Annotated in this window: 17 protein-coding genes; 10 read left to right on the top strand and 7 right to left on the bottom strand. The window is 38.5% G+C overall.

Annotated features, from left to right (window positions below; translation table 11 throughout):
- Positions 1 to 36: 36 nt before the first annotated feature.
- The gene (locus GXZ72_04725) at positions 37 to 1,908 is read right to left on the bottom strand and encodes an NADH-quinone oxidoreductase subunit NuoF (protein HHT18843.1); all 1,872 of its coding nucleotides are present in this window, start codon (positions 1,906 to 1,908) and stop codon (positions 37 to 39) included.
- 400 nt (positions 1,909 to 2,308) lie between these two features.
- On the opposite strand from GXZ72_04725, the gene GXZ72_04720 reads away from it, so the two are divergent.
- Positions 2,309 to 2,623, top strand: coding sequence for a carboxymuconolactone decarboxylase family protein (locus GXZ72_04720; GenBank protein HHT18842.1), 315 nt, complete (start codon positions 2,309 to 2,311; stop codon positions 2,621 to 2,623).
- Positions 2,624 to 2,666: 43 nt separating this feature from the next.
- Positions 2,667 to 3,407: a formate dehydrogenase accessory sulfurtransferase FdhD gene (fdhD, locus tag GXZ72_04715; GenBank protein ID HHT18841.1), complete on the top strand. Its 741-nt coding sequence runs from the start codon at positions 2,667 to 2,669 to the stop codon at positions 3,405 to 3,407.
- A gap of 100 nt (positions 3,408 to 3,507) precedes the next feature.
- Here the strand turns inward: fdhD and hxlB are convergent, their stop codons facing one another.
- A complete protein-coding gene (gene hxlB, locus GXZ72_04710) occupies positions 3,508 to 4,092 on the bottom strand; it encodes a 6-phospho-3-hexuloisomerase (GenBank protein HHT18840.1) in 585 nt (194 codons plus the stop codon).
- A 127-nt stretch (positions 4,093 to 4,219) separates the two neighbouring features.
- Between hxlB and GXZ72_04705 the strand changes: the two genes are divergently transcribed.
- The 6 genes from GXZ72_04705 (at position 4,220) to GXZ72_04680 (ending at position 11,077) form a co-directional block, all read left to right on the top strand.
- Entirely contained in the window at positions 4,220 to 5,116 is an 897-nt protein-coding gene (locus GXZ72_04705; GenBank protein ID HHT18839.1) for a LysR family transcriptional regulator, read from the top strand.
- Positions 5,117 to 5,220: 104 nt separating this feature from the next.
- A complete protein-coding gene (locus tag GXZ72_04700; GenBank protein HHT18838.1) occupies positions 5,221 to 6,135 on the top strand; it encodes a carbohydrate kinase family protein in 915 nt (304 codons plus the stop codon).
- A 203-nt stretch (positions 6,136 to 6,338) separates the two neighbouring features.
- Positions 6,339 to 7,637 carry a phosphomethylpyrimidine synthase gene (gene thiC / locus GXZ72_04695; GenBank protein HHT18837.1) on the top strand — a complete coding sequence of 433 codons (1,299 nt, stop codon included), beginning with the start codon at positions 6,339 to 6,341 and terminating at the stop codon, positions 7,635 to 7,637.
- A gap of 72 nt (positions 7,638 to 7,709) precedes the next feature.
- On the top strand, positions 7,710 to 9,284 hold the full coding sequence (locus GXZ72_04690) for a lysine--tRNA ligase (GenBank protein ID HHT18836.1): 1,575 nt from the start codon (positions 7,710 to 7,712) through the stop codon (positions 9,282 to 9,284).
- A gap of 68 nt (positions 9,285 to 9,352) precedes the next feature.
- Positions 9,353 to 9,871 (top strand): hypothetical protein, encoded by a 519-nt coding sequence (locus tag GXZ72_04685; GenBank protein ID HHT18835.1) that lies wholly within the window; start codon positions 9,353 to 9,355, stop codon positions 9,869 to 9,871.
- 15 nt (positions 9,872 to 9,886) lie between these two features.
- Positions 9,887 to 11,077, top strand: a complete 1,191-nt coding sequence (locus GXZ72_04680) for a hypothetical protein (protein HHT18834.1) — start codon at positions 9,887 to 9,889, stop codon at positions 11,075 to 11,077.
- 97 nt (positions 11,078 to 11,174) lie between these two features.
- Here the strand turns inward: GXZ72_04680 and GXZ72_04675 are convergent, their stop codons facing one another.
- The 4 genes from GXZ72_04675 to polC form a co-directional block, all read right to left on the bottom strand.
- Positions 11,175 to 11,981 carry a hypothetical protein gene (locus GXZ72_04675; GenBank protein HHT18833.1) on the bottom strand — a complete coding sequence of 269 codons (807 nt, stop codon included), beginning with the start codon at positions 11,979 to 11,981 and terminating at the stop codon, positions 11,175 to 11,177.
- Between the two features lie 156 nt (positions 11,982 to 12,137).
- On the bottom strand, positions 12,138 to 12,605 hold the full coding sequence (locus GXZ72_04670; GenBank protein HHT18832.1) for a nucleoside deaminase: 468 nt from the start codon (positions 12,603 to 12,605) through the stop codon (positions 12,138 to 12,140).
- Between the two features lie 95 nt (positions 12,606 to 12,700).
- Positions 12,701 to 15,007 (bottom strand): anaerobic ribonucleoside-triphosphate reductase, encoded by a 2,307-nt coding sequence (gene nrdD, locus GXZ72_04665; GenBank protein HHT18831.1) that lies wholly within the window; start codon positions 15,005 to 15,007, stop codon positions 12,701 to 12,703.
- Positions 15,008 to 15,214: 207 nt separating this feature from the next.
- Positions 15,215 to 18,544: a DNA polymerase II large subunit gene (polC, locus tag GXZ72_04660; GenBank protein HHT18830.1), complete on the bottom strand. Its 3,330-nt coding sequence runs from the start codon at positions 18,542 to 18,544 to the stop codon at positions 15,215 to 15,217.
- 370 nt (positions 18,545 to 18,914) lie between these two features.
- Here polC and GXZ72_04655 point away from each other — a divergent pair, with 370 nt between their 5' ends.
- Together GXZ72_04655 and GXZ72_04650 are read left to right on the top strand one after the other, a co-directional pair.
- Positions 18,915 to 19,070: a preprotein translocase subunit Sec61beta gene (locus tag GXZ72_04655; GenBank protein HHT18829.1), complete on the top strand. Its 156-nt coding sequence runs from the start codon at positions 18,915 to 18,917 to the stop codon at positions 19,068 to 19,070.
- A gap of 155 nt (positions 19,071 to 19,225) precedes the next feature.
- Entirely contained in the window at positions 19,226 to 20,584 is a 1,359-nt protein-coding gene (locus tag GXZ72_04650; GenBank protein ID HHT18828.1) for an adenylosuccinate lyase, read from the top strand.
- 501 nt (positions 20,585 to 21,085) lie between these two features.
- On the opposite strand, the gene GXZ72_04645 is transcribed toward GXZ72_04650, so the two are convergent.
- The coding region (locus GXZ72_04645; GenBank protein ID HHT18827.1) for a DUF11 domain-containing protein at positions 21,086 to 22,860 on the bottom strand (1,775 nt) is incomplete at its 5' end.

Here is a 22,860-nt window from a genome sequence, read left to right as displayed (position 1 = left end):
ATAATTGAATTATCGTGGTTCTAAAATCAGATTTTTTTATTCTATGGGTGGGGAAACCCGTTTTATTGAATCAAATTTTCCTTGACATAAATCCATGCAACTACCGCATTTTATACATTTTTTCTGGTTGATGAAATGAGGTTGCTTTTTTTCCCCAGTTATTGCATCTGCAGGGCATGACTTCAGACATAAACGACACCCCGTACATTTTTCAGGTATGATAACGTAGGAAATAAGTTCTTTACAATGGTTGGCCGGACATGCTTTATCTTGAATATGAGCCTCATATTCTGGCATGAAGTACCTTAAAGTGGTTAAAACTGGATTTGGAGAACCCTGACCAAGTCCGCATAGTGATGAATCTTTTATGGCATGGGCGAGTTCTTTCAGAAGATTTATATCATCTTTCCTGCCTCTTCCTTCAGTTATGTCAGTTAGTATGTCTAACATTTGCTTGGTTCCCAGTCTGCAAGGTACGCATTTTCCACATGACTCATTTTGGGTGAATTTTAAAAAGTAATGTGCTACATCCACCATACAGGAGTCTTCATCCATAACTACCATACCACCAGAACCCATAATAGCCCCCGCCACATTTAATGAACTATAATCTATACGAGTGTCCACGAATTCTTTAGGGATACATCCTCCAGAGGGACCACCTACTTGCACTGCTTTAAACTTTTTACCATTGGCAACTCCACCTCCAATGGCAAATATTACTTCTCTGAGTGTTGTTCCAAGGGGCACTTCTATTAATCCAGTGTGATAAATGTTACCCACCATTGAAAATGTTTTAGTGCCTTTACTGTCCTCTGATCCCACTTTACTGAATTCTGAGGGGCCTTCCTGCATTATCAAAGTAACGCTCGCCATGGTTTCCACATTATTGATGACAGTGGGTTTGTCCCATAAACCAGAAGTGGTGGGAAATGGCGGTCGTGTGCGTGGGGTTCCTCTTTTACCCTCAATTGAAGCTATAAGAGCTGTTTCTTCACCGCAAACAAAAGCTCCTGCCCCTACTTTTATTTTTAGGTCAAAATTAAATCCAGAATCTAAAATGTTTTCTCCTAAAAATCCTGCATCTTTCATTTGAGAGATGGCATGATTTAATGTCTCTAAAGCAAGGGGATATTCCGCCCTGCAATATATGTAACCTTCTTGGACTCCTATGGCATAGGCAGCTATGACTATGCCTTCTAATATTGAATGAGGATCGCTTTCTAGGAGTGAACGATTCATAAACGCACCGGGATCTCCTTCATCAGCATTGCAAATCAAGTATTTAGTGTCTGATTTTTCATCACGACATAGTTGCCATTTCATGCCAGTGGGGAAACCTGCACCCCCTCTTCCCCTTAACCCTGATTTTTTAACCTTTTCAACGATAACTTCAGGCTCCATTTTCAGGGCCTCGTTTAATCCACTATATCCCCCTTTAGCCAAGTAGTGATTGATATTACGAGGGTCAATTAGGCCACAGTTGCGGAGAATTCTTCGGACTTGTGGCTTCAGAACCGGTAATGTCCATAGATTAGGAATATTTTCCATCTTTCCTTTGCCAATTGTTCCAAGTGCATGATCTTCCAGGGGGTCTTCACCATCTATATATTTGTGAACCAATTCTTTGGCCAGTTCCACTGTGACATTTCCATAGAAAACTGGTGGATTATTGGCTTTAATTATGGTTATAATTGGTTCTGCATAGCATAATCCAATGCATCCCACCTTAACCAGTTTGCATTCAATATCATTTTTAATGCATTCTTCTTGAATTGCGGATGAAATTTCCTCAGAACCGGCAGATTTACCACAAGTAGCTGAACCTATCAAAACAACTGGTTTTTCACTATTATAAACCAAGTTCAATTCTTTTTTGGCATTATCAACCAGTTTATTAAAATCCATACTTCGTTTACTCCTATTTACATTCTGATTAATAGATAAAATCCACAATGCTCATGAAGTTCCATTTTTCCATGATTATGATTAAAAAGGCATAACCACTGCAAGAAAATTTATTATTCCACTTTTTTACATTTTTTGAAAAATTCAAATAACTCCATACACAATTATGGGTGGAAGTTTTATCATTTTTACGGTAATTTTCTTTTCTAATTATTAGCATTTTATTTCATATAAATTGATATTGATGAAGAGAATAATGGTATTTATTGCTTTATTGTATGATTAAATCATTTAAATCTAGTTATAACTAATAATAAGTAGTTATGTGGTTATAGTGATAAAATATATTTGCTTCAACTACGTTATAATAATGTATAAGATTGAGTGTAGGAGGTTGGACATGTCAAAAAAATTACCAAAACATTATATGAATATTAGAGAGCGGTTCCCAGAATATGGTGATGCACTGAGCAAGCTAGGAGAATCAGTTCGAAATACAGGCCCCCTTGATGAAAAAAACGTTCAACTAATTCAATTAGCAGCTTCAGCTGCTATTAGATCTGAAGGTGGGGTTCATAGCCACGTCAGAAGGGCTATTGAAAATGGAGCTTCTGAAGAAGAAGTATATCAGACTGTGATCTTGCTTACCAGCACTATTGGTTTTCCCAATGTAGCAGCAGCTATTTCATGGGTAAATGATATTGTAGAAGGATAGTATTGACTTATATATTCTTTTACATCCTTTTTTGGGGACTATTATGAGTAAAATGTTCAAAAAAACTAAAATTATTAGAGTTAACAATCAAGTTCGCGATATAGAAGATTTAATTGCCCTAGATTCTAAAATAGAATTAGATGTCAATGGGAAAAAACTGGGAAAGTTTTATTTAAGCCCTTTTAACCTTGAAGATTTCACTCTAGGCTATTTATTGGATGAAAGATACATAAAATCCCTGAAAGATGTGAATAAGATTGAATTTAAACCATCATCAATCCAAGTTTTTTTGAAAAACTTTGAATCCTATGAAGACAGCGATTTAGATTGTTATAATGGCTGGTTTCATAGAGATCAAACCATAAGTTTCGTGAAATCTGATCTCAAGGTTGGAAAGGAGACAATTCTCCAAGCGTATGATCATTTAATTGAAAAAGCAGAAGTTTGGTCCAAAACTGGTGGCACCCATGTTGCTGCATTAGTGGATGAAACACATTTTATCGTCCGTGAAGATGTAAGTAGACATGTTGCCGTGGATAAAGTAATTGGTGCAGGTTTAAAAAAAAATATTGATTTTTCAGATAGTTTTCTCCTTTGTAGTGGTAGAATTCCCCCAGATCGTGTGGTTAAACTTGCCAATGTGGGAATTCCCATCATGATAACTAAAGCCGCACCAACAATGGAAGGATTGAAAATGGGAGAAAAAGCTGGGATTACCTTGGTAGGATTCCTGAGAAACGGCAGATTTAATATTTACACCCACCCTCACCGGATAATTATTTAGTTAATTCTAGGGTAACACTTCCATTCTCTATTTATGCTGACTCAATGGTCATAACTGTATAGTGAATTCTGGGATTACAACAATCCCTAAACTATAGTTTTCACTCGATTAAAGTGTGTCTAGCCTTCATATCTTCTTCAGTTTTTCCCATTTCAACCATTAATTGAGCTATTAATCCATCAAGAAATATAAGGCTGGTGACCTCGAATAAAGTACCCATTGGCGATAAAGACTGATGTTTCCCATTTATCTGGCGGGTGATATAGTTTTTTTCAGAATCAATCTTGGTGCGGCCCTTAATATGCACTATTAAATCTGCCATTTCCCCCAAGGTAGAGTCCACATAAGAAGTCACAGCAATAATTTTGGTTCCTCTTTTATGGGCAATTTCCGCAGCACTGATGATGCTGAAGGTTTCACCCGAACCGGAAATTGCTAATAGACAATCTTCAGGTGATAAAGCTGGAGTTGTAGTCTCTCCAACAACATAAACGCTTATTCCAAGGTGCATTAGGCGCATGGCAAAAGCCCTGGCAACCAGCCCAGAACGCCCCAATCCCATGACAAAAACATTTTTAGATGACCGTAATAATCTCGACATTTCTTCTATGTTCTTAGGATCGAGTTTTCCAGAAACAGAGAGTATATTATCGATTATTTCTTGTATGGCCTCGTTTAAAATCACTTGTTTCACCGTAATCACATTATTTCGTGGTGTATATCTATCTGGTTTGATATATATAATTTCTACAAGTAATCTTTGTTCAATATGGAAACTCGCCTAATAACCCCTAAATCAGAGATAAAAAATCATGAAAGATAAATTAAGCCCATTTAAGTTTAACCCCACATTAAACTTGGAAATAAATGATGTAAAATTCACTTTCCGGCTTTTTGATGCTTTAGAAAAAATTTCAGAAACTTGGTCTCAGAGAGAAGCTGCTAAAAGCCTAAATATATCCCATGCTGTATTAAATCGTAGAATTCGAGATGCAGAGAATAAACTTGGATTTAAATTAGTGTACAGTACTGGAGCAGGTTCTGAACTCACACATCAAGGATTTTTGATACTTGAAAAATATCAAGAATACCAAAAAAGACTTAAAGAAAGCTCCATTCCATTAATTTGTGGAGGCCCAATCTCAACCGGCTTGATAGATATTTTATCCAAACAGTACGGTCTTGAAACCGTGATTAATAGTGTGGATGATTTAAGTGCGTTGGAAATGGCCAAGAAAGGTTTAGTAGACATTCTTCTTCTAGATGATCCCGTGCATGCATTAATGAATGACTTGGATTTTACTCCCATTGCAAAGGATCATTTAGTGTTAGTTTCTGGATGTGATGAACACCCCAAAACCGTTCAGGAACTTAATGGAAGTAAATTCGTTGAAATTCCATTCTCCGCCCAACGACTGGCTTGGAACACATTAGATCATTTAAGAATTGATTATGAGATTGTTGAATTATGTAATTCACCTAATAACGCGTTGAAAATGGTTAATGCTGAGGAAGGTCTGTTAACCTTCCTAAACAAAAGTTATGTGTCAGGCATTACTACAGGGTCTAATCTTCTTGCAGAAGACACCATGCACATTATTAGTATGGTTTTATGGAATTCAAACCCTCAGTTGGAGGGGTTTTTAGAATTTATCGTGAGTCAAGGGCAGAACTTAATTGATAAATGGGGTTTTGAAAGAATTGATTAAAATTAAATGTTTTGAATACTGATTTAAATTCATTTAACAAGTATTAATCTTATAATCAGTTAATCTTAAATAATGCTAAAATAGAAATATGGCAGGTGATTGTTCTGAGGGAAAAAAGAGATTTATTAACTATTGGACACACGGCTATGGATTATATTATCCAAGTTAATGAATTTCCCGTGCCCAATTCTGCTTCTACTATAAAAAATATGCGAACATTCCATGGAGGGGCTGCTGCTAACGTTGCAGTAGTAGCATCATCATTAGGACTTAAATCTTCCCTTGTATCTGCAGTTGGGGGAGATTTTGAGGGATCTGATTATCAAAAACACTTGCAAAATGTAGATATTGATATGCGAGATATGATAGTTGTTGAAGATGATAAAACTCCTACTGCCTTCGTTTTAACTGACAACAACCATGATCAAATCTTTTACTTTTACTGGGGCGCTGCAACCCGATTTAAAAAATCTGAAATTCCCCATAATGCCATAAAAAATACTAGATCGGTGCATTTGGCAACTGGTGACCCTTCATTTAATTTAAATTGTGGGAAATTCGCAAGAAAAGAAGGAAAGATAATATCTTTCGACCCTGGACAAGATTTACACATGTACTCCCCCAATGACCTTTGGAAAGTTTTAGAAGTGTCAGATATTCTTTTCGGTAACCATCATGAGGTGAAACGGATATTGAAGACTTTGGATATGAGTGTGGATGAATTGCGAGAATTCGGGCCATCAATTGTGGTTGAAACCAGAGGTAGAAATGGCAGTGTTATTTACTCTGATGAAACCAACAAAGTAAATGCTTTAGAGCGTGACCCTGTAGACCCCACAGGTGCGGGGGATTCTTACAGGGCAGGGTTCCTGAAATCATATTTGGAAGGTAAACCATTATTATACTGTGGTAAATTTGCTTCTGCTGTATCTTCATTTATTGTGGAAGCAGAAGGATGTCAGACAAATGTCCCCAACATTAAAATGGTTCATGAACGGATGAATGAAATAGATTATTAATATATGTAGTTCACTGCTTTTTTCCCACCTTTCAATTTTCGAAAATATATCCCCCCATCAAACTAAAACCACTATCTATTTTTATGGGGAATATAAAATCAAATTAATATTTGTATTAATCAGTAGTTAAGGACAATTTATAACAAAAAAGAAATTGTCAATGTAAACAATACTTTTCTAAAAAAAGCTTACACGGTGATTCTATGACACAAATGGACGATGCGAGAAAAGGGATAATAACCGATGAAATGAAATCCGTCGCAGAAGCGGAAAATGTCGACGTTGAATTCATCAGAAAATCTGTAGCCCAAGGTACCATTGCCATTCCCAGTAACACTGGACGGGAAGTAAAAGCTGTTGGTATTGGATCCGGACTCAGAACAAAAGTTAACGCCACTATCGGTACATCCACAGACATATGTGATTTTGATATGGAAGAAGAAAAGGCCAAAGTTGCCATAGCCAACAACGCTGACACTTTGATGGAACTATCTGTTGGTGGAGACCTAGATGAGATTCGCAGAAGAATTTTAAAAATATCTGACATTCCTGTGGGCAGTGTGCCTGTATATCAGGCTGCCTTTGAAACCATCCGTGAGAAGGGTGCTGCCATTTACATGGATGAAGACATAATGTTCAAAGCCATCGAAAAACAAGCAAAAGACGGCATAGACTTTATGGCAATTCATTGCAGTGTGAATATGGAAACCCTTAAACGTCTGAAAAGACAAGGACGTGAAGGTGGACTAGTGAGCCGTGGAGGTGCATTAGTATCTGCATGGATGGTGGAAAACGAAATAGAAAACCCATTATACAAAAATTATGATTATATCTTGGAGATCGCCAAAGAATACGATTTTGTGATGTCCATGGCCAATGCAATGAGAGCAGGAGCTATTGCCGATGCCACCGACCGTGCAGGAGTTCAAGAACTCATAATTCTGGGAGAATTGATCGACCGTGCCCGGGAAGTAGGAGTGCAGACCATTGTAGAAGGCCCAGGACACATACCATTAAATGAAATCCAAGCCAATGTAACCATGCAGAAAAAACTCTGCCGTGGTGCACCATTCTACATGTTAGGGCCTATTGTAACTGACATAGCCCCTGCCTATGATCATATAGTGTCATCCATTGGTGCCACGCAGTCGGCTGCTGCCGGAGCAGATTTCATCTGTTATGTTACCCCTGCTGAACATTTAGCACTGCCTGGACCCGAAGATGTAAAAATGGGAGTTATTGCCAGCCGAATCGGAGCATATGTTGGGGACATGGCCAAGGGAATTCACAAGGGTGAAAAGGACTTAGAAATGGCCAACGCCCGGAAAAAACTAAACTGGGAAGCCCAATACGATGCAGCGATATGTCCAAATGATGCTCGTGCCATAAGGGATAACCGCCCACCAGAAGACCCTGACACTTGCACCATGTGTGGAAGTTACTGTGCCATTAAAATCGTTAACGAATGGTTGGATGAAGCCCCAACTAAAGTATTTGAATAACTTCATCCCCATTTTATTATTTATTTTATTAAATAACCCCTTTTTTTATTTTCACAATAGAAGGTGAATTGATTGAAACATTGGACTGAACGAATTGCATCTGATCTAACTAACTGGGACGTGGACCGACACGTGGTAGCCAGTGGAACTTCCATATCTGGATCCATACACATTGGAAATTCATGTGACGTTTTCATAGCTAATGCAGTGGGTAAATCCCTAAAAAAACTTGGTGAAGACACTAAGACTATTTGGATAGCTGATGATCATGACCCCCTACGTAAAGTTCCATATCCCCTCCCTGAATCTTATGAAAAATATTTGGGTATTCCTTATTCCCAGATACCTTGTCCTGAGGGTTGTTGTGATAATTTTGTGGAACACTTCCAGAAACCATTCCTAAAAACCCTCCCAGAATTTGGAATTGAACTTGAAACTTATTCTGGTTTTAAAATGTATCATGACGGAGTTTACAATGACTCCATTAAAAAGTCACTGGAAAGAGCTCCCAGAATTAGGGAGATATTCAACCAGTACCGAAAACATCCCCTAAAATCTGACTGGTTACCATACAATCCCATCTGCAGTGAATGTGGAAGGGTGAACACCACCACAGCCTATGATTACCAGGGAGACACAGTTTTTTACAGATGTCAGTGCGGCCATGAGGGTGAAATGGATATTAAATCCGGTGCAGGTAAACTCACTTGGAGGGTGGAATGGGCTGCGCGATGGAAAATTTTCGGTGTAACTTGCGAACCATTTGGAAAAGATCATGCTGCCAGTGGCGGCTCCTATGATGTGAGTAAAATTATATCAAATGAAATATTCGATTACAAAGCTCCTTATCCTGTTCCTTATGAATGGATAACACTTAAAGGCGAGGCTATGAGCAAATCTAAGGGTGTTTTCTTCACTCCGGGCCAGTGGTTAGAGATTGGATCTCCGGAAACATTAAATTACTTTTTATTCCGAAGTAAACCATTGAAACATAAGGATTTTGATCCTGGAATGCCCTTTTTAGATTTTATCGACCAGTATGACCGTGTGGAACGAATTTTCTATGATGTTGAAGAAGCTGCCTCTGAGAAAGAAATGGAGAAACTTAACAAAATCTATGAAGTATCCCAGATCAACTCTTCAGATTCTATGCCCTTCCATGCATCCTATCGTTTCCTTACTGTAGTCCGGCAAATAACTGATGATCCTGATAAGATCTTCCAGATACTGGAACGTAACTCTCAGTTACCAGCAGATATGGAATGTGCAGAATATGGGAAATTAAGTGCTGATAAAAAAGATGACTTGGACACCCGCTTAGTTAACGTTGAAAACTGGTTGGAAAAATTTGCACCAGAATTTGTGAAATTCAAAGTTCAGGAAAAAATGCCAAAAGTAGAGATAAACGATAAACAAAAAATATTCCTACTGAAAGTGGCAGAAGTCCTGGAAAATAGGGATTACAATTCACAAGAACTACATGACGAAATGTACACCATACTAAAAGAACTTGGATTAAAACCACAAAAAGCTTTCCAAGCCATATACAAAATGATAATTGGGAAAAAACAGGGACCCAGAGCAGCGTCATTTGTTTTATCCTTGGATAAAGATTTTGTTATTAAAAGATTCCGGAATGAATCTTAAAATTCCCACCTAATAAAGGCAAAATCTTTTTTTAATAAATGAAATGAAAACTAATTGAGGGACCTATATTGAGGGTGAAATTAACAGAAAAGGAAGTTTTAAACCCATTAGGAGAAGTTGAAAATAAGAAAATCGAGTTGAATCCACTTCCCTATGACTTTGATCAGGTTTCCCTAATTGATAACACCAAACCAGGAACCGAGATAATATTAAAAGTTCTTGCAGAAACTCTGGGAAACAGAGAGTTTTTATATATTAAAAAACCCGCAGGAACACCGACATCTGAACAAAAAATCATCAAGGCATCCTCATCAGAACTCGCAATTTTAGCACTGGGAGACTGCGGTTCTTGCGCTAGCTGGTTAGTTTTAGATGCTATACGACTTGAAAAGATGGGAATCCCTACTATATCCATTTTTTCGGATCATTTTGCATCTTTCGCCAGACAACTAGCTGAATCTCATGGAATAAGCGACCTAAGAATCCTCGAAGTGGAACATCCCATAGCCGGACTCAACAACGATGAAATTGAAGAAAAGGCACTGAAAATAGTTCCCAATCTCCTTTACATCCTCCAAATACCCTAATCTTGAGATCTGAATATGACTAGAAAAGATGAAAAAACAGTAAATAAAAATTCCTGTGGATGTCTAACCGACGATTTATTTGACAAAAAGCCCAATTGTGAAAATAAAAAGATAATAATTGATAACGACCGTCTTTGTAATGCTAGAAACAGTGATATGGAATTTTTTGTAGACCCTGACCCTGAAAAAGTCAGTCTTAACTTCTATCAGAACCGCTTTACTGATGGTTTGCCCATAATTCCACCTACCACAGAAAGAGTGAAACGTTTTCTAAATTCTACTTTTCACAACCCTGAAGATGTTTTAGCTATTCTTCCACCTAAAATGGGCCAAGCAACCCCTGAAAAAATTGCAATAAACTCCGTTATGGCTGGTTGTCTTCCTCAATTCCAACCAGTATTGGAACATGTGATAAAAGCTGTTTCTAGAGATCAATTTAATTTGGCAGGGGTGAATGCAACTACTCATCCTATATCGATTTGCATCATTATCAATGGACCATTAATAGACGAAATTGAAATGAATACCTCAGTGGGATGTTTAGCACCAAGTAACATTGCTAATGCAACTATTGGCCGGGCCCTTCGCCTGTGTCTTATAAATATTGCTGGTGCTATTCCTGGAGTGGGTGACCATGCCACACATGGCTCCCCAGCCAAGTATAGTTACTGTTTTGCTGAAAATCAAAAAGAAAATCCCTGGGAACCATTACATGTTGAAAGAGGTTTCAACTCTCATGAGAGTACAGTGACAGTTATGGCTGCTGAATCACCACATAACGTTAATGACCATCGCAGTCAATCTGCAGAAGACTTGCTGGACACTATAATTCACACTGCAACAACTGCCGGGTGTAACAACAGCCATGTGCCAGGAGAACTTCTAATAATAATGAGTCCTGAGCATGCTACCACCATCAAACAGGGAGGATGGTCAAAAAAAGATGTTCAGAATTATATACATGAAAATTCCCATTTATCATCAATTCTGGCTGATCGTGGCGGTAGGAAGTTGGATGAAAAAAATATAAATAACGGTCAAGTTCGGATAACCCGCTCCCCTCAAGATGTGGTTGTAGTAGTTGCAGGAGGTCCCGGCAGACACACCATGATTAGTCATGGCTTCGGAGGAGGATCTGAAAGTGTAACCATACCAATAAAACTGAATAATGGGTTCAATCCTAAATCAGTTGATCATCATGAATAAAAAAAAACAATTCTCTGGTTTTATTGTTATAATGGCATGACCCTTCAAATTTAAAATAAAAATAATAAAAAGAATGGTTTAGTTTGAAAATTCTGTTTTAAGTTACATCTTCGGACATATGTTCTGAATTTTCTATATTCGAATGGATTAAGCCTTTTTTATCCATGTAAACATAAGTTAAAACCAAAGTCAAGAATGGAGTTATTAAGCAAGCTACAATCACTTGCAATATTATGCTAAAAAGAGATCCAACTATTGGTATTAAAGATAAAAGCATTTTTATAATTCCAACAACAAAGAAAATACAAAACGCAATAATTATATTTATTACAATTACTATTATTACGTCAGATATGTTTTCTCTGAGCACCCTAATACTGTCTTTTATAGAGCCAATAACTGATTCTCCACACACCACTATTGACTGAGAAGTGAATATTAACAGAATCATTGTAACTACCCATAATACTAAACTAACCAATACACCGATTAAGGTCAAAGCCGGTGCCATACCATAAGCATAATCAGCAAAAACCCCACTAATTAAAGGGATAGCAGAAACCATTAACAAAATTAACCTTATTATCGAAACAGCGATGATTTTCAAGAAATATTTATTACCATTTCTAAATCCCAAGCCCAAATCAGGTTTTTCACCAAAAACTATGCTTTTTGACATTCCAATCGTAGCGGCAGATACATAACTACTGATGATCAATAAAATCATCCAAATAATGGAAAAAATAATAAAAAGAACAATTAAAGCAGAGAGATTGGTTGAATTAGCAGAAATTTTACCAGTTGTCAAAAATTCAGGGCCTAAAACTGAAAAAAACAACAAAATCATTGCTAAAAATGTGATTATCATTATAAATATTTGCTCAAATAATGTGGGTAATGCCAATTTGGGATTCTCAGAAATCCATTGAATGCTCTAGAATAATAATCCCCAATATCCATAAAATACCTCCATTTCCTATTTAATTTTAATATCAATTATCTGATTAATCAATTAATATATAAAGTATTATACTATTATCAAAAATCTAAACAGTGACAATTAATCTGTAGAAAATCCAACTTTCTCCAATTCCGTTTCCCATGTCTCTTTATTTTCTTCAATGAATTTTTTTAATAGTTTTCTACACTCAACAACTTGCATAACTGTAACTTCAATTCCATTACGCTTAAGAAGTTTTTCAGAGCCTAATAATGTCGTATTCTCACCTATTACAACACGAGGTATGTTGTAAAGCAGGACGGCACCAGAACACATAGTACATGGAGATAAAGTAGTGTAAAGAGTGCATTTTTTATAATCAGTACCTTTAAGGCGTCCAGCATTCTCTATACAATCCATCTCACCATGAAGAATAGCTGAATCATTTTGAATCAACCTATTATGACCCCTACCCACAATAGTTCCATCCTTCACAAGTACAGCGCCGATAGGAATTCCACCTTCCTTTAAACTCTTTTTCGCTTCTTTTATCGCTTCAGCCATGAATTTAGAATCTTGAGATACCATTGATCTCCCCATCGACAGTTAAATTTCCGTAGAAAAACAAGAAAATAGCATTATATGATTGAATTATAAAAATAAAAAAATAGTGGAAAAGGTATTTAATACCTTCTTCTATCCATTAACTCTTTCATTTTACCCGGATTCCATCCTCCACTGGCTGATTTGGATCTTCCGACTTGTTGCACATATCCTGTGATTCGGTCGTACCATTCTACTTCTTTTTCCTCTCCACAAGTAGCACAGTTGGGTTGTAATCCTTTCATCAGAGTCTTACATTTAATGCAGAAGCTGAGGGCACTGCTGTATGCCCAGAAACCAATATCAGATTTTCGGGCTATTTTATCAGTGAGACTCATGAGAGATTGGGGATCGCTGTGTGATTCTCCCATGAATGCGTGGAAAATGTGTCCTCCCAAAGTGAGGGGGTGGAATTTTTCTTCAATACGGATTTTCTCAGCAAAACTCACATCAGAATTCACAGGCACGTGATTACTGTTAGTGTAGTAAGAGGCTTGTTCATCACCTTGGGTGATTGTGGTGTCACCGAATTTTTCCCTATCCAACGTAGCGAATCGGTAAGCAGTAGATTCGGCAGGAGTCTGCAGCACAGTCCATCTATAGCCAGTTTCCTCTTTTAATTCATTAGCACGTTGATTCATGAACTCTAAAACTTTAATTCCAAGTTTTCTGGCGTCATCATCATCAATGCCAACACCACAGTGATGGAGAAGCATCTCATTCAAGCCTACAAATCCAAAGGACAAAGTAGAGTTTTCAACACGGTAATACCGTTCCCCATCTGTTTCCTGGGTGAGGAAGGGGAGGAGGTTGAAGTCATCCAGACAGTTCATTGCCTGTTCTCTGCGCAGATGGAGAACTTGCTCAGCAAGTCGCAAGTGACCATCCAAGTATTCGAAGATATCTGCTTCATCACGAGATTGGTAAGCAATCCTTGGTAAGTTAAGAGTTACATATGCAAGGTTACCTGTCCTAATACAGTCCTGTTCCCAGTTCCCAGTCCAGTTGTCGCCTAAACTGGTACGACAACCCATGTAATTGGCCAGATCACCCCTGTAATCAGGTAACATGTTCACGAAGTAAGCACTACCATATTTAGCAGACAACTCATGTACCAATGCAATGTCTTCGGCGTATTCATCTTTGAGGATTTCATCTCGTAACACGTAGATAGTGTTGGGGAACAAGTGAGGTTTGCCATCACTATCTCCAGCAAGCAATGTTTCGGTGAATGCCCTCTGCAACATGCGAGTTTCTTCTTCAAACTCGCCATAAACTCCGGCAAGTTTTCCTTTAGGCCCATATGCCTCAACATCTTGCAAAAAGTCAGGCACTCCAAATTCCATGTTTATACTGGTAAATGGTACTTGGCTTCCCCTGGCAGCATATGCCATGTTCAAATTATAGATGAACATTTGCACTGCCTGTTTTACCTTCTCATAAGGCAGTCCTCTGGCGAATGGTGCGACGAAAACATTCCAAAGACACATCGCCTGCCCACCACTCATGTTTTGTTGGGCAGCTAGCATGATTTCACCAGAATGGTTCATTAGGGTTTCAATATGGTTTGGTGGTCCTGCTACGCTGGTGTGATCTCCAGTTCCATCCACTTTAAGCCCATGTTTTATGAAAAATCGCAAGTCATGTTGCAAACAGTTTAGTGGTCTTCCTGCAAAGAATTCCAAATCATGAACATGGATATCTCCACCCATATGGGCGTCTGCTAGTTCATTAGGAAGTATGTGTAATAGTGCGTATTGTTTAAGAGCCTCATCAGCCACATATTTATGTACAGTTTCAGGGTTGTGTATCATATTAGCGTTATCACGACTTCCATTCTCAATGAGGTTGGTGATGTTATATACTGGTATCCCTAGCCTGGTGTAGCGACGTCTGTATGTTTCCAAGCCGTGTTCTACTAATTTAGTGTTAACCATTTCCCTGAGCATGGGAGCTGTGAGATATTCAACGTCCAGTTTTTTAACTTCCTTCCAAACCTCGGTGGCTATTTTATCAGCCAGTTCAGGGGATGCACCTGTTTCCACAATCAGGGTTTTCTCGATCTTTGCCTTGTCAAAACTTTCAATAGTATCCCGGGACGTACGAACTCTTAATTGATTGGTTCTCAAATACTTGTCAGCCATTTCATTGTCCACATGCTTCAATGAGTCGTATACCCACATTTTGATTTCTTTGGTGGTGACACCATCATAAGCAGCAGTTGCTGCTTGAGATGATATTTTTTCGGCTGCCCATAATGGAGCACCTGCCATGAGGCAGGATTTTAATATTTTTTCGTGACTGAACTTTTCAAATATTCCATTGTTTTTTAAAACACAATTTTCCGCCTTGGTTGGTATGGCGGCGATTATACGCGCGTCTTTCATCCTTTACACATCCTCCGCCTTTAAAATTAATATTATAATAATTAAAATTTCCCCATTAACCCCCGTTTTTATGGGTTTTTAACTTACATTTTATTTCTATTTGTATCTTATAAAATAGTTTCTATTATCCAAACTGTTCTGATAAAAAAAACTGTTTATCTACCTCACTATTTTAGTTATAACGTTATTGTTATTCTAATATTATTTCTACAAAAACACGTCAAGTGAACTCTGCTTGGATCGGTCACTTTCAAAGAGGGAGTTAATACTTGACTCAATTAGTTCAATTCTCTGTACAAGGTAAGGATCTATGGGGTATCTTCCAGCTAATTCCTTGGAAATTTCAAGATATTTAGTCACTGATCCTTTGGAAATACTGAGTATCAGGTTCCCGCCACAAGTACATTTCCCGCTTAGTGGTATTCGCCGATATTTCTTGTTACACTTTGTGCATCGTACTTTTTGCCTGGCGAAGGCCCGTATGTTTCCTGCCATGTCCGGTAGGAAATGGGAGTTTAAAACTCCTTCCACTACTCCTTTCTGGTCAACTGCCCGTATCCTTTCAGCCAGCTTGATCTGTTCATCTACCTTTTCTTTCATGGTTGGGAGTGTTTTGTAAAGGCATACCTTGGGTCCCTGGTGAATGTTGGATGTTTCATGAGAATATATTAATCCATGATATTGTTCATCCTTCCCTAGTCTTTTATGGACATTATTCACTAAATCAAGTGCTTCTGAGGGTTTAACTTTTTCCAGAGTTTTTTGGTAAAGTTCCAGTGGTAGTAGTTCCATGGTATCCAAGTTATGGGATTCATCGTCGATTTCTTCAGGATCTATCCTGGAAGAAAGAACCAATGGTGCGTCCATTCGTCCACCCCTACTGCTTGGCAGGTAAACCTTAGAGAAGTTAAGTAAAGCGTCCATCAGTAACATTACTGAATCTTCGTCACTATCACAGTTCCTTCGTTTGGCTGAGTGGAAGTATGGGTGAGCATAACATGCTGCTGCCTTGGTGAATCCTAAAATTCGGCCAAGAACACCTGCCGAGGTGTGCGGCGCTAGACCAACTGCTAAATGTCCGACTAAGTCTTCTTTGGTTTTAACTTTGTAGTAAGGTTCCATTTGGTAGAATTGTTTCAGGAGATCATCAATGAAATGTGATACTCTCATAAGGTACTCGGCACAAGCCTCAGAAATTACCAAGTCTTGTATTTGAATTTCAACCACTTGATCATCATTTTTCAGTTCTTCACCATGGATGTCATGGGTATAACCTAGTTTTTGGAGTCTTTGAGGACTTACACCGATCTCTTTGGGTATGAAATGAGTGAGCGGTAAATCTGTGGAGTCATGTCTAATAGTGGCGTCTTTAAATGTGTAAACTCCATTTTTTGCTCGGAGTATACCCTTTTCAAGAGGCTCTGGGAATTTATCCTCGGATATCATTCCTTGAACTCCTTTGATCTCGTCCAGTTTCCGTACTCCTGAGTTTTGGTAAGCTTTTCTCAGTAGATTGGCCAAGTTTATGCGTTTCTTTCCAGAGCTACTAGGTACTGTGCGAGAGCCACAAACAGGACAAATAGCTTGCATGGAACCAACACCACATTCTGGGTTGGTGCATTTGCATCGCCCAATTTCTACTGTTATATTTCCTTTTTTAGCTGCATCGATGATGTTTCTTCGGTTACCCCCATGCATACCAATGGGGAACAATGCGTGGGGTGCTGGTTTCATCATCCTTTCCTTTGTTTTTTCAGGCCTTCCAACCCTACCTCCAAGATATGTGGGTGCTTTTGCCATTATTTCAACTGGAGAAACTTGGTTCAATGCTTCTAGGGTAGAAATATTCTTTTCATCTTCTAATGGTCGTGTTAAAGTGTGAATTAAAGCGTATGCCTCATCAGGGCCTAAAATTATTTTTCCATTTTTAACTTGATGTGGAACTCCTAATGCTTCCAATATCCGTTTTTCAGGCCTTATATCTAACTCTAAATTAGTACCTATATCGAAATCCTCAATTTCTGTATTTAGCCATTGCCTTAGGTTGTTAAGATCTTTTATAGTTAGATCATGATAGAAATAAGTGTATTCTGGATGTAATGGTATTTCATACTTTTTAGAGAGATTAAAAGCCATGTTTGCGCTGATTTTATCATAGTGCAAGAATCGTTTCAGTTCTTCTTCTTGGTTTACATCATAGTGAGGTGATTTTTCTAAAAGTTGAATCCACCATTCCGGGCACCAACCAGCTGGGAGCAGTTGATGGTTGTTTCGGAGAAATTCACCAAATGCCACTAACATGTCCCCTAAATAGATTATTTCAACCACTTGTGACTTAATTTTACGAGCTTCACCTACTGATTCTACTTTTACTACGCTTCCATCCCTTAATTTCACAATAGGACCATCAATACTGTCACATGGGACAACACAGTTCCCCTTGCCAGGCCGCTCAATTTTCATTTGGGTTCCAACTGCCAAAAATTCAACGATTTCCATTGTTGCAGGGTGTACACCCATTGCTGCCAGCCCAGTGTTCCTGGATCGGCCGTACCTTAAACGAAACCCACCTTTAGCTTGCGGATAGGCTAATACTGGCCTGCCACCAATAATATCTTTCATGTACTTGTCATCAACTTCTGGTTCTTCATTTTTAGAATCTTTCTCAGTTTTATCATCGTTATATGATTTTTTAGTCTTTGAAAGATCATCCAGCCATTCCCATCCATCTATTTTGAGTTTTTTAGCATATTTCAATACCTTAGGAGCTTTTTGAATAACACCTTCTACCAGTGCTAATAGGGCACCACCACGTAAATTGTTAGTTTCTACTCTTTCCAAGTCCCGGTGTGAAACTTCAACTTGATCTGTGGGTTCACCTGTTACTTCCACCGGTATGTTCTGGGCTGCTGCTCGTACTTCATCTGGTGAAGGAGAATATTGAAGATTTGTCACTTCAGATTCGTATAGTTCAGCTTCCTCAACGTAACGTTCAATTTCGCTTTCAATCGGCTTGTAAGGATTTAAATCCATGTTAATCCTTATATAATCCGCAATTAATACTGCAAGTGCAGATGCGGTTCCCCCTGCACTACGAATAGGTCCTGTAAAATAAACTGCCAAATACCATGTTTGGTCGAAGTTTCTTTTAATTGCAATTCGATCTATTCCTTCTAATGGTGCAGCCACAACTCCCTCAGTTAAAATGGATAATGCAGTTCGTATAGCCTGATCTGCAGCGGCTTCCATAATTTTATACTGATCTTTGTTTCCAGGGTCGGCCTTCGTCACTTGATCCGAGGTAACAATCTCTTTAGCCACATGAAAAGCTACTTCTTCCCGTGACATTTCCTCTTCTAGTTCTTTGATGTGTGTTGCTATTCCTGGAGGACCAACTAACCCTTCAACACGTTCTGCAAGGTTTTTTGCCAATGGAATTTCTGGTTCAGTTTCTATATCCAGACCTCTCTTCCTAGCTTCCCTTGCTACATCATAAGCCCGTTTAGTTTCCTTTTCTAAGCTTTCAAAGTATCCCATAATAATTCCCTATTATTTTGTTTATTCTAAAACAATTAAACCAATATTAAGTCATTAAACCTAGTTATAACCCTAAAAATGGATTTAGATGATGTTTAAAGCCCGTCTTTGGTGAACACGACTTATCATTACTAAATATTATTGTGTTGGAGGTAATTTATACTTTTTCAAAGACTTAAAAAAAAAATCATCCAACCTACTTATTTTTTAAAATCTCAATCACAGCATCACCACTACAAATATAAGGCGGTAGAAAGTAACATAAACATGAATAAAAATTTCATGAATATTACTCTTTAGAGAATTCATAAATGAATATAATCAAATAAATTTCGATATAACATTTATAAAGATTTCATGGTGATTTAATATGGCAAAGAAAGAAAAAAAATACCTCCCACCAAGTGGGGCGGGCTTGGTAAGATACTTTGAAGAGGAAACCAAAGGACCAAAACTCAGCCCAGAACAAGTTGTTATCATGAGCATTATTCTGGCTGTTTTATGCATTGCTCTACAGTTTTCCTGATTCTAAATAACCCCTATTTACTTTATTTTTAACTGTAAATCTTTTGTTTGAAGAGTGAATTTAGTAATTACTATCCCAATTTGAAGTTTTTAGTTATATGGTATGAAAATTAGAGTTACTATCTTGATAATTAAATGAAAATAAGGAGTTTGACCATGGCTATCCACCCTATAGAATTTCGTTACGGAACCCCAGAAATGAAAAAAATCTGGGATGCAGAAAATAAACTTCAAAAAATGCTGGAAGTTGAGGCTGCCCTTGCAGAAGCCGAATCCCAGTTGAAATTAATACCCAAAGAAGCTGCAGAAGAAATAAAAAATAAAGCAAACACCCAATACGTTACCAAACAAAGGGTGGATGAAATTGAAAGGGAAACTAACCATGACATTGCCTCAATTGTTAAAGCATTAGCTGAAGTGTGTGAAGGAAATGCTGGGGAATATGTACACTTCGGTGCCACGTCAAACGACATCATTGACAGCTCCCAGTCATTATTGCTTAAGGAATCCATTGAAATAATACAAGAAAAGGTGAAACGTCTGGCCAAGATCATCCTGAAACTCGCCAATGATCATAAGAAAACAGTTTGCATTGGCAGAACCCATGGACAACACGCCCTCCCCACCACTTATGGAATGAAATTCGCAATTTGGGCAGATGAACTACACCGACAGTATGATCGGCTAGAAGAATGCAAAGGAAGACTTTGCGTAGGCATGATGACTGGTGCGGTAGGAACCAGTGCCGCATTAGGTGAAGATGGATTAAACGTACACCAAAAAGTGTCAGAAGTCCTGGGACTTCCACCAGTTCTAATATCCAACCAAGTGGTGCAAAGAGATAACCATGCAGAATATATTATGATTTTGGCCAATTTGGCCAGTACTTTGGATAAAATAGCTCTGGAAATAAGGAATCTGCAGAGAACAGAAATTCGGGAGTTGGGAGAAAGTTTTGACCCTGAAAAGCAAGTTGGATCCAGCACAATGCCCCATAAGATGAATCCCATAACTGCAGAGAGGATATGTGGTGTTTCAAGAGTAGTCAGAGCCTACACTTCGCCAGCTCTTCAGAACAATTCATTATGGCATGAAAGAGACCTAACCAACTCTTCCTCTGAACGAATAATGCTACCCGAGTCATCAATACTTACTGACTACATCCTGAATTTGACCATCAAACTCATGGAAAAACTGGTTTTTTACCCGGAAAACATAGAAAAAAATCTCAACCTTACAGGTGGACTCATCATGGCTGAACGTTTCATGGCTGAACTCACCCGAAGAGGCATGGGAAGACAAACTGCCTACGCCTTGGTAAGAAAGTGTGCAATAGAAGCAAACAAACAGGGTATCAGCTTAAAAGATGTTATACTTCGACAGACAGAGATCCATGATTATCTAAACCCTGATGAGGTGGATGAAATTATGGACCCCCATACCTATCTGGGATCTTCTGTTCAGATGGTTGAGAATGTTCTGAATGAATCTGAAAGATGGTTTGAAACAATCTAATCAATTTTTTTTTTTGTGAGTCCATTTTTTTAGTTAATTTCCATTTTTATTATTTTATTTGAAGATGTTTCATAGTTTAGATCCTATTTTTTTAAAGGTTTTATCTGGGAGTAAATTATACTTTATTTAGTTATATTGTAGTTTCTTTGTGGTTAAGGGGGAGGATCGTGTTGGTCGGACTTGGTTGGTCTTAGGCGTGTCACGGATTTTATTCCAGAGAATCATATCTGTTATTTTATCACTAACCTGGTGGAAGAATATGATTTAAAAAAATAATTGACTGAGAATACAGGCATGCTAGAGGGCAAAGCTGTTTATTCTCATAAAATGTTGCTTCATATAGTAATAATGGCCCCTATTGGCGGTGCGTTCTCTTCTTGATGTGTTAGACAGTTTTGCAGGAGAAAATAGGGTTTATATGTATCTTTCCAGGAATAATTAAATTTCATTTAGGAAACAACCACAAAATAAAAAAAGGAAAAAAAGAAAATGGGGGTTTTTTTAGTGTTTTTTGGGGGTTATTAGTCCTCCGAGTATCATTAGAATAGCGAGTACTATTCCAATGAATGGTGCTCCAGTTTTTTGCATTCCCACAGTCTGAGCATGCACAGTTTCGGATGGTTCTCCGGCAGCTTGGACATTTACAGTCACAGTTTGGATGTTGCTTTCAATGTTGGGATCATAGGTGTCTGTTGTGAGTGTGGGTCGGAATATGAAACTACCCACATCTAAAGCTCTCACACGAACCCAAGCATAAGGATCACCAACAACCACATCACCTAAACTCCATGTAATCGTCCTAGTAGCAGGATCATAGCGTGCTGTTCCCTGATCGACTTCTACACCAACAAATTCCACACCACTTGGTAATGGTAAGGTAAATACCACATTTTCAGCAGTATTTGGTCCCCTATTACCTAATTTAAAGGTAATAGTGAAAATTTCACCCAACAAAGGATTATTTTTACTAGACCAACTGTTGATATACAGATCAGCCACAGAATTAACCACAATACTCGCTGATGCAGATTGAGATTCCTGGTTCAGCTCATCTTGTGTTTCAGTAACTGTGTTTGTAAGAGTGGTTCCAGCCATAGTAGTTGTGATTAATCCACTGATAGACAAGGTTGCACTGTCACCATTATTGAGTGTTCCCACACTCCAAGTACTGGTTATTGGGTTCCATGATCCCACAGAAGGAGTCACAATCCAACCTGTAGGAACATCTATATCAGTAACTGCCACGTTGTGAGCAGCATTTGGCCCATCATTATGCAGAGAAACAGTAAAAATACCTGTATCACCCACATTCAAAGGACCATTACCAGTCTTAGAAACAATCACATTCGCCAGAGGATTAACTGTGATGCTAGCTGTTGCAGTTTGAGTTTCCTGGCTCTGTTCATCCTGAGTTTCAGTAACTGTGTTGGTGAGAGTAGTGCCAGCCATTGCAGTGGCAACCAGTCCACTAATAGTTAGGGTTGCACTGTCACCATTATTGAGTGTTCCCACACTCCAAGTACTGGTTATTGGGTTCCATGAACCCATAGAAGGAGTCACAATCCAACCTGTAGGAACATCTATATCAGTAACTGCCACGTTGTGAGCAGCATTTGGCCCATTATTATGCAGAGAAACAGTAAAAATACCTGTATCACCCACATTCAAAGGACCATTACCAGTCTTAGAAACAATCACATTCGCCCGATCCACTGTTCTAAACTTAGCCACAAAAGCATCTTCGTAACCTCCTGCATGGCTGGTTTGGTATGCACCAAGTGTTGTTGGGAAATTCGTGGAATAGGTTTCTCCGGTGATGTAAGCATTACCATCACCATCCACAGCAACACCATAACCATAGTCATAGTCGGTTCCTCCGAGATAGGTAGAATAAACCAGTCCAGTTCCACTAGGATTCAACTTAGACACAAAAACATCCCAACCTCCTGCATAGCTGGTTTGGTATGCATCAGACGTGGTAGGGAAATTCGTTGAATAGGTGTATCCGGTGATGTAAGCATTTCCATCCCCATCCACAGCAACACCAGAACCATAGTCATAATTGTTTCCTCCGAGATAGGTAGAGTAAACCAGTCCAGTGCCAGTAGGATTCAATTTAGACACAAAAGCATCATAACCTCCTGCATAGATGGTTTGGTATGCATCAGACGTTGTAGGGAAATTCGTTGAATAGGTGGATCCGGTGATGTAAGCATTTCCATCACCATCCACAGCAACACCATAACCATACTCATAGTCGGTTCCTCCGAGATAGG

It is taken from the genome of Methanobacterium sp., assembly GCA_012838205.1.
Classification (GTDB): domain Archaea; phylum Methanobacteriota; class Methanobacteria; order Methanobacteriales; family Methanobacteriaceae; genus Methanobacterium.
The sequence above is the reverse complement of the archived record's forward strand: the minus strand, read 5'-3'. Positions and strand labels throughout refer to the sequence as shown.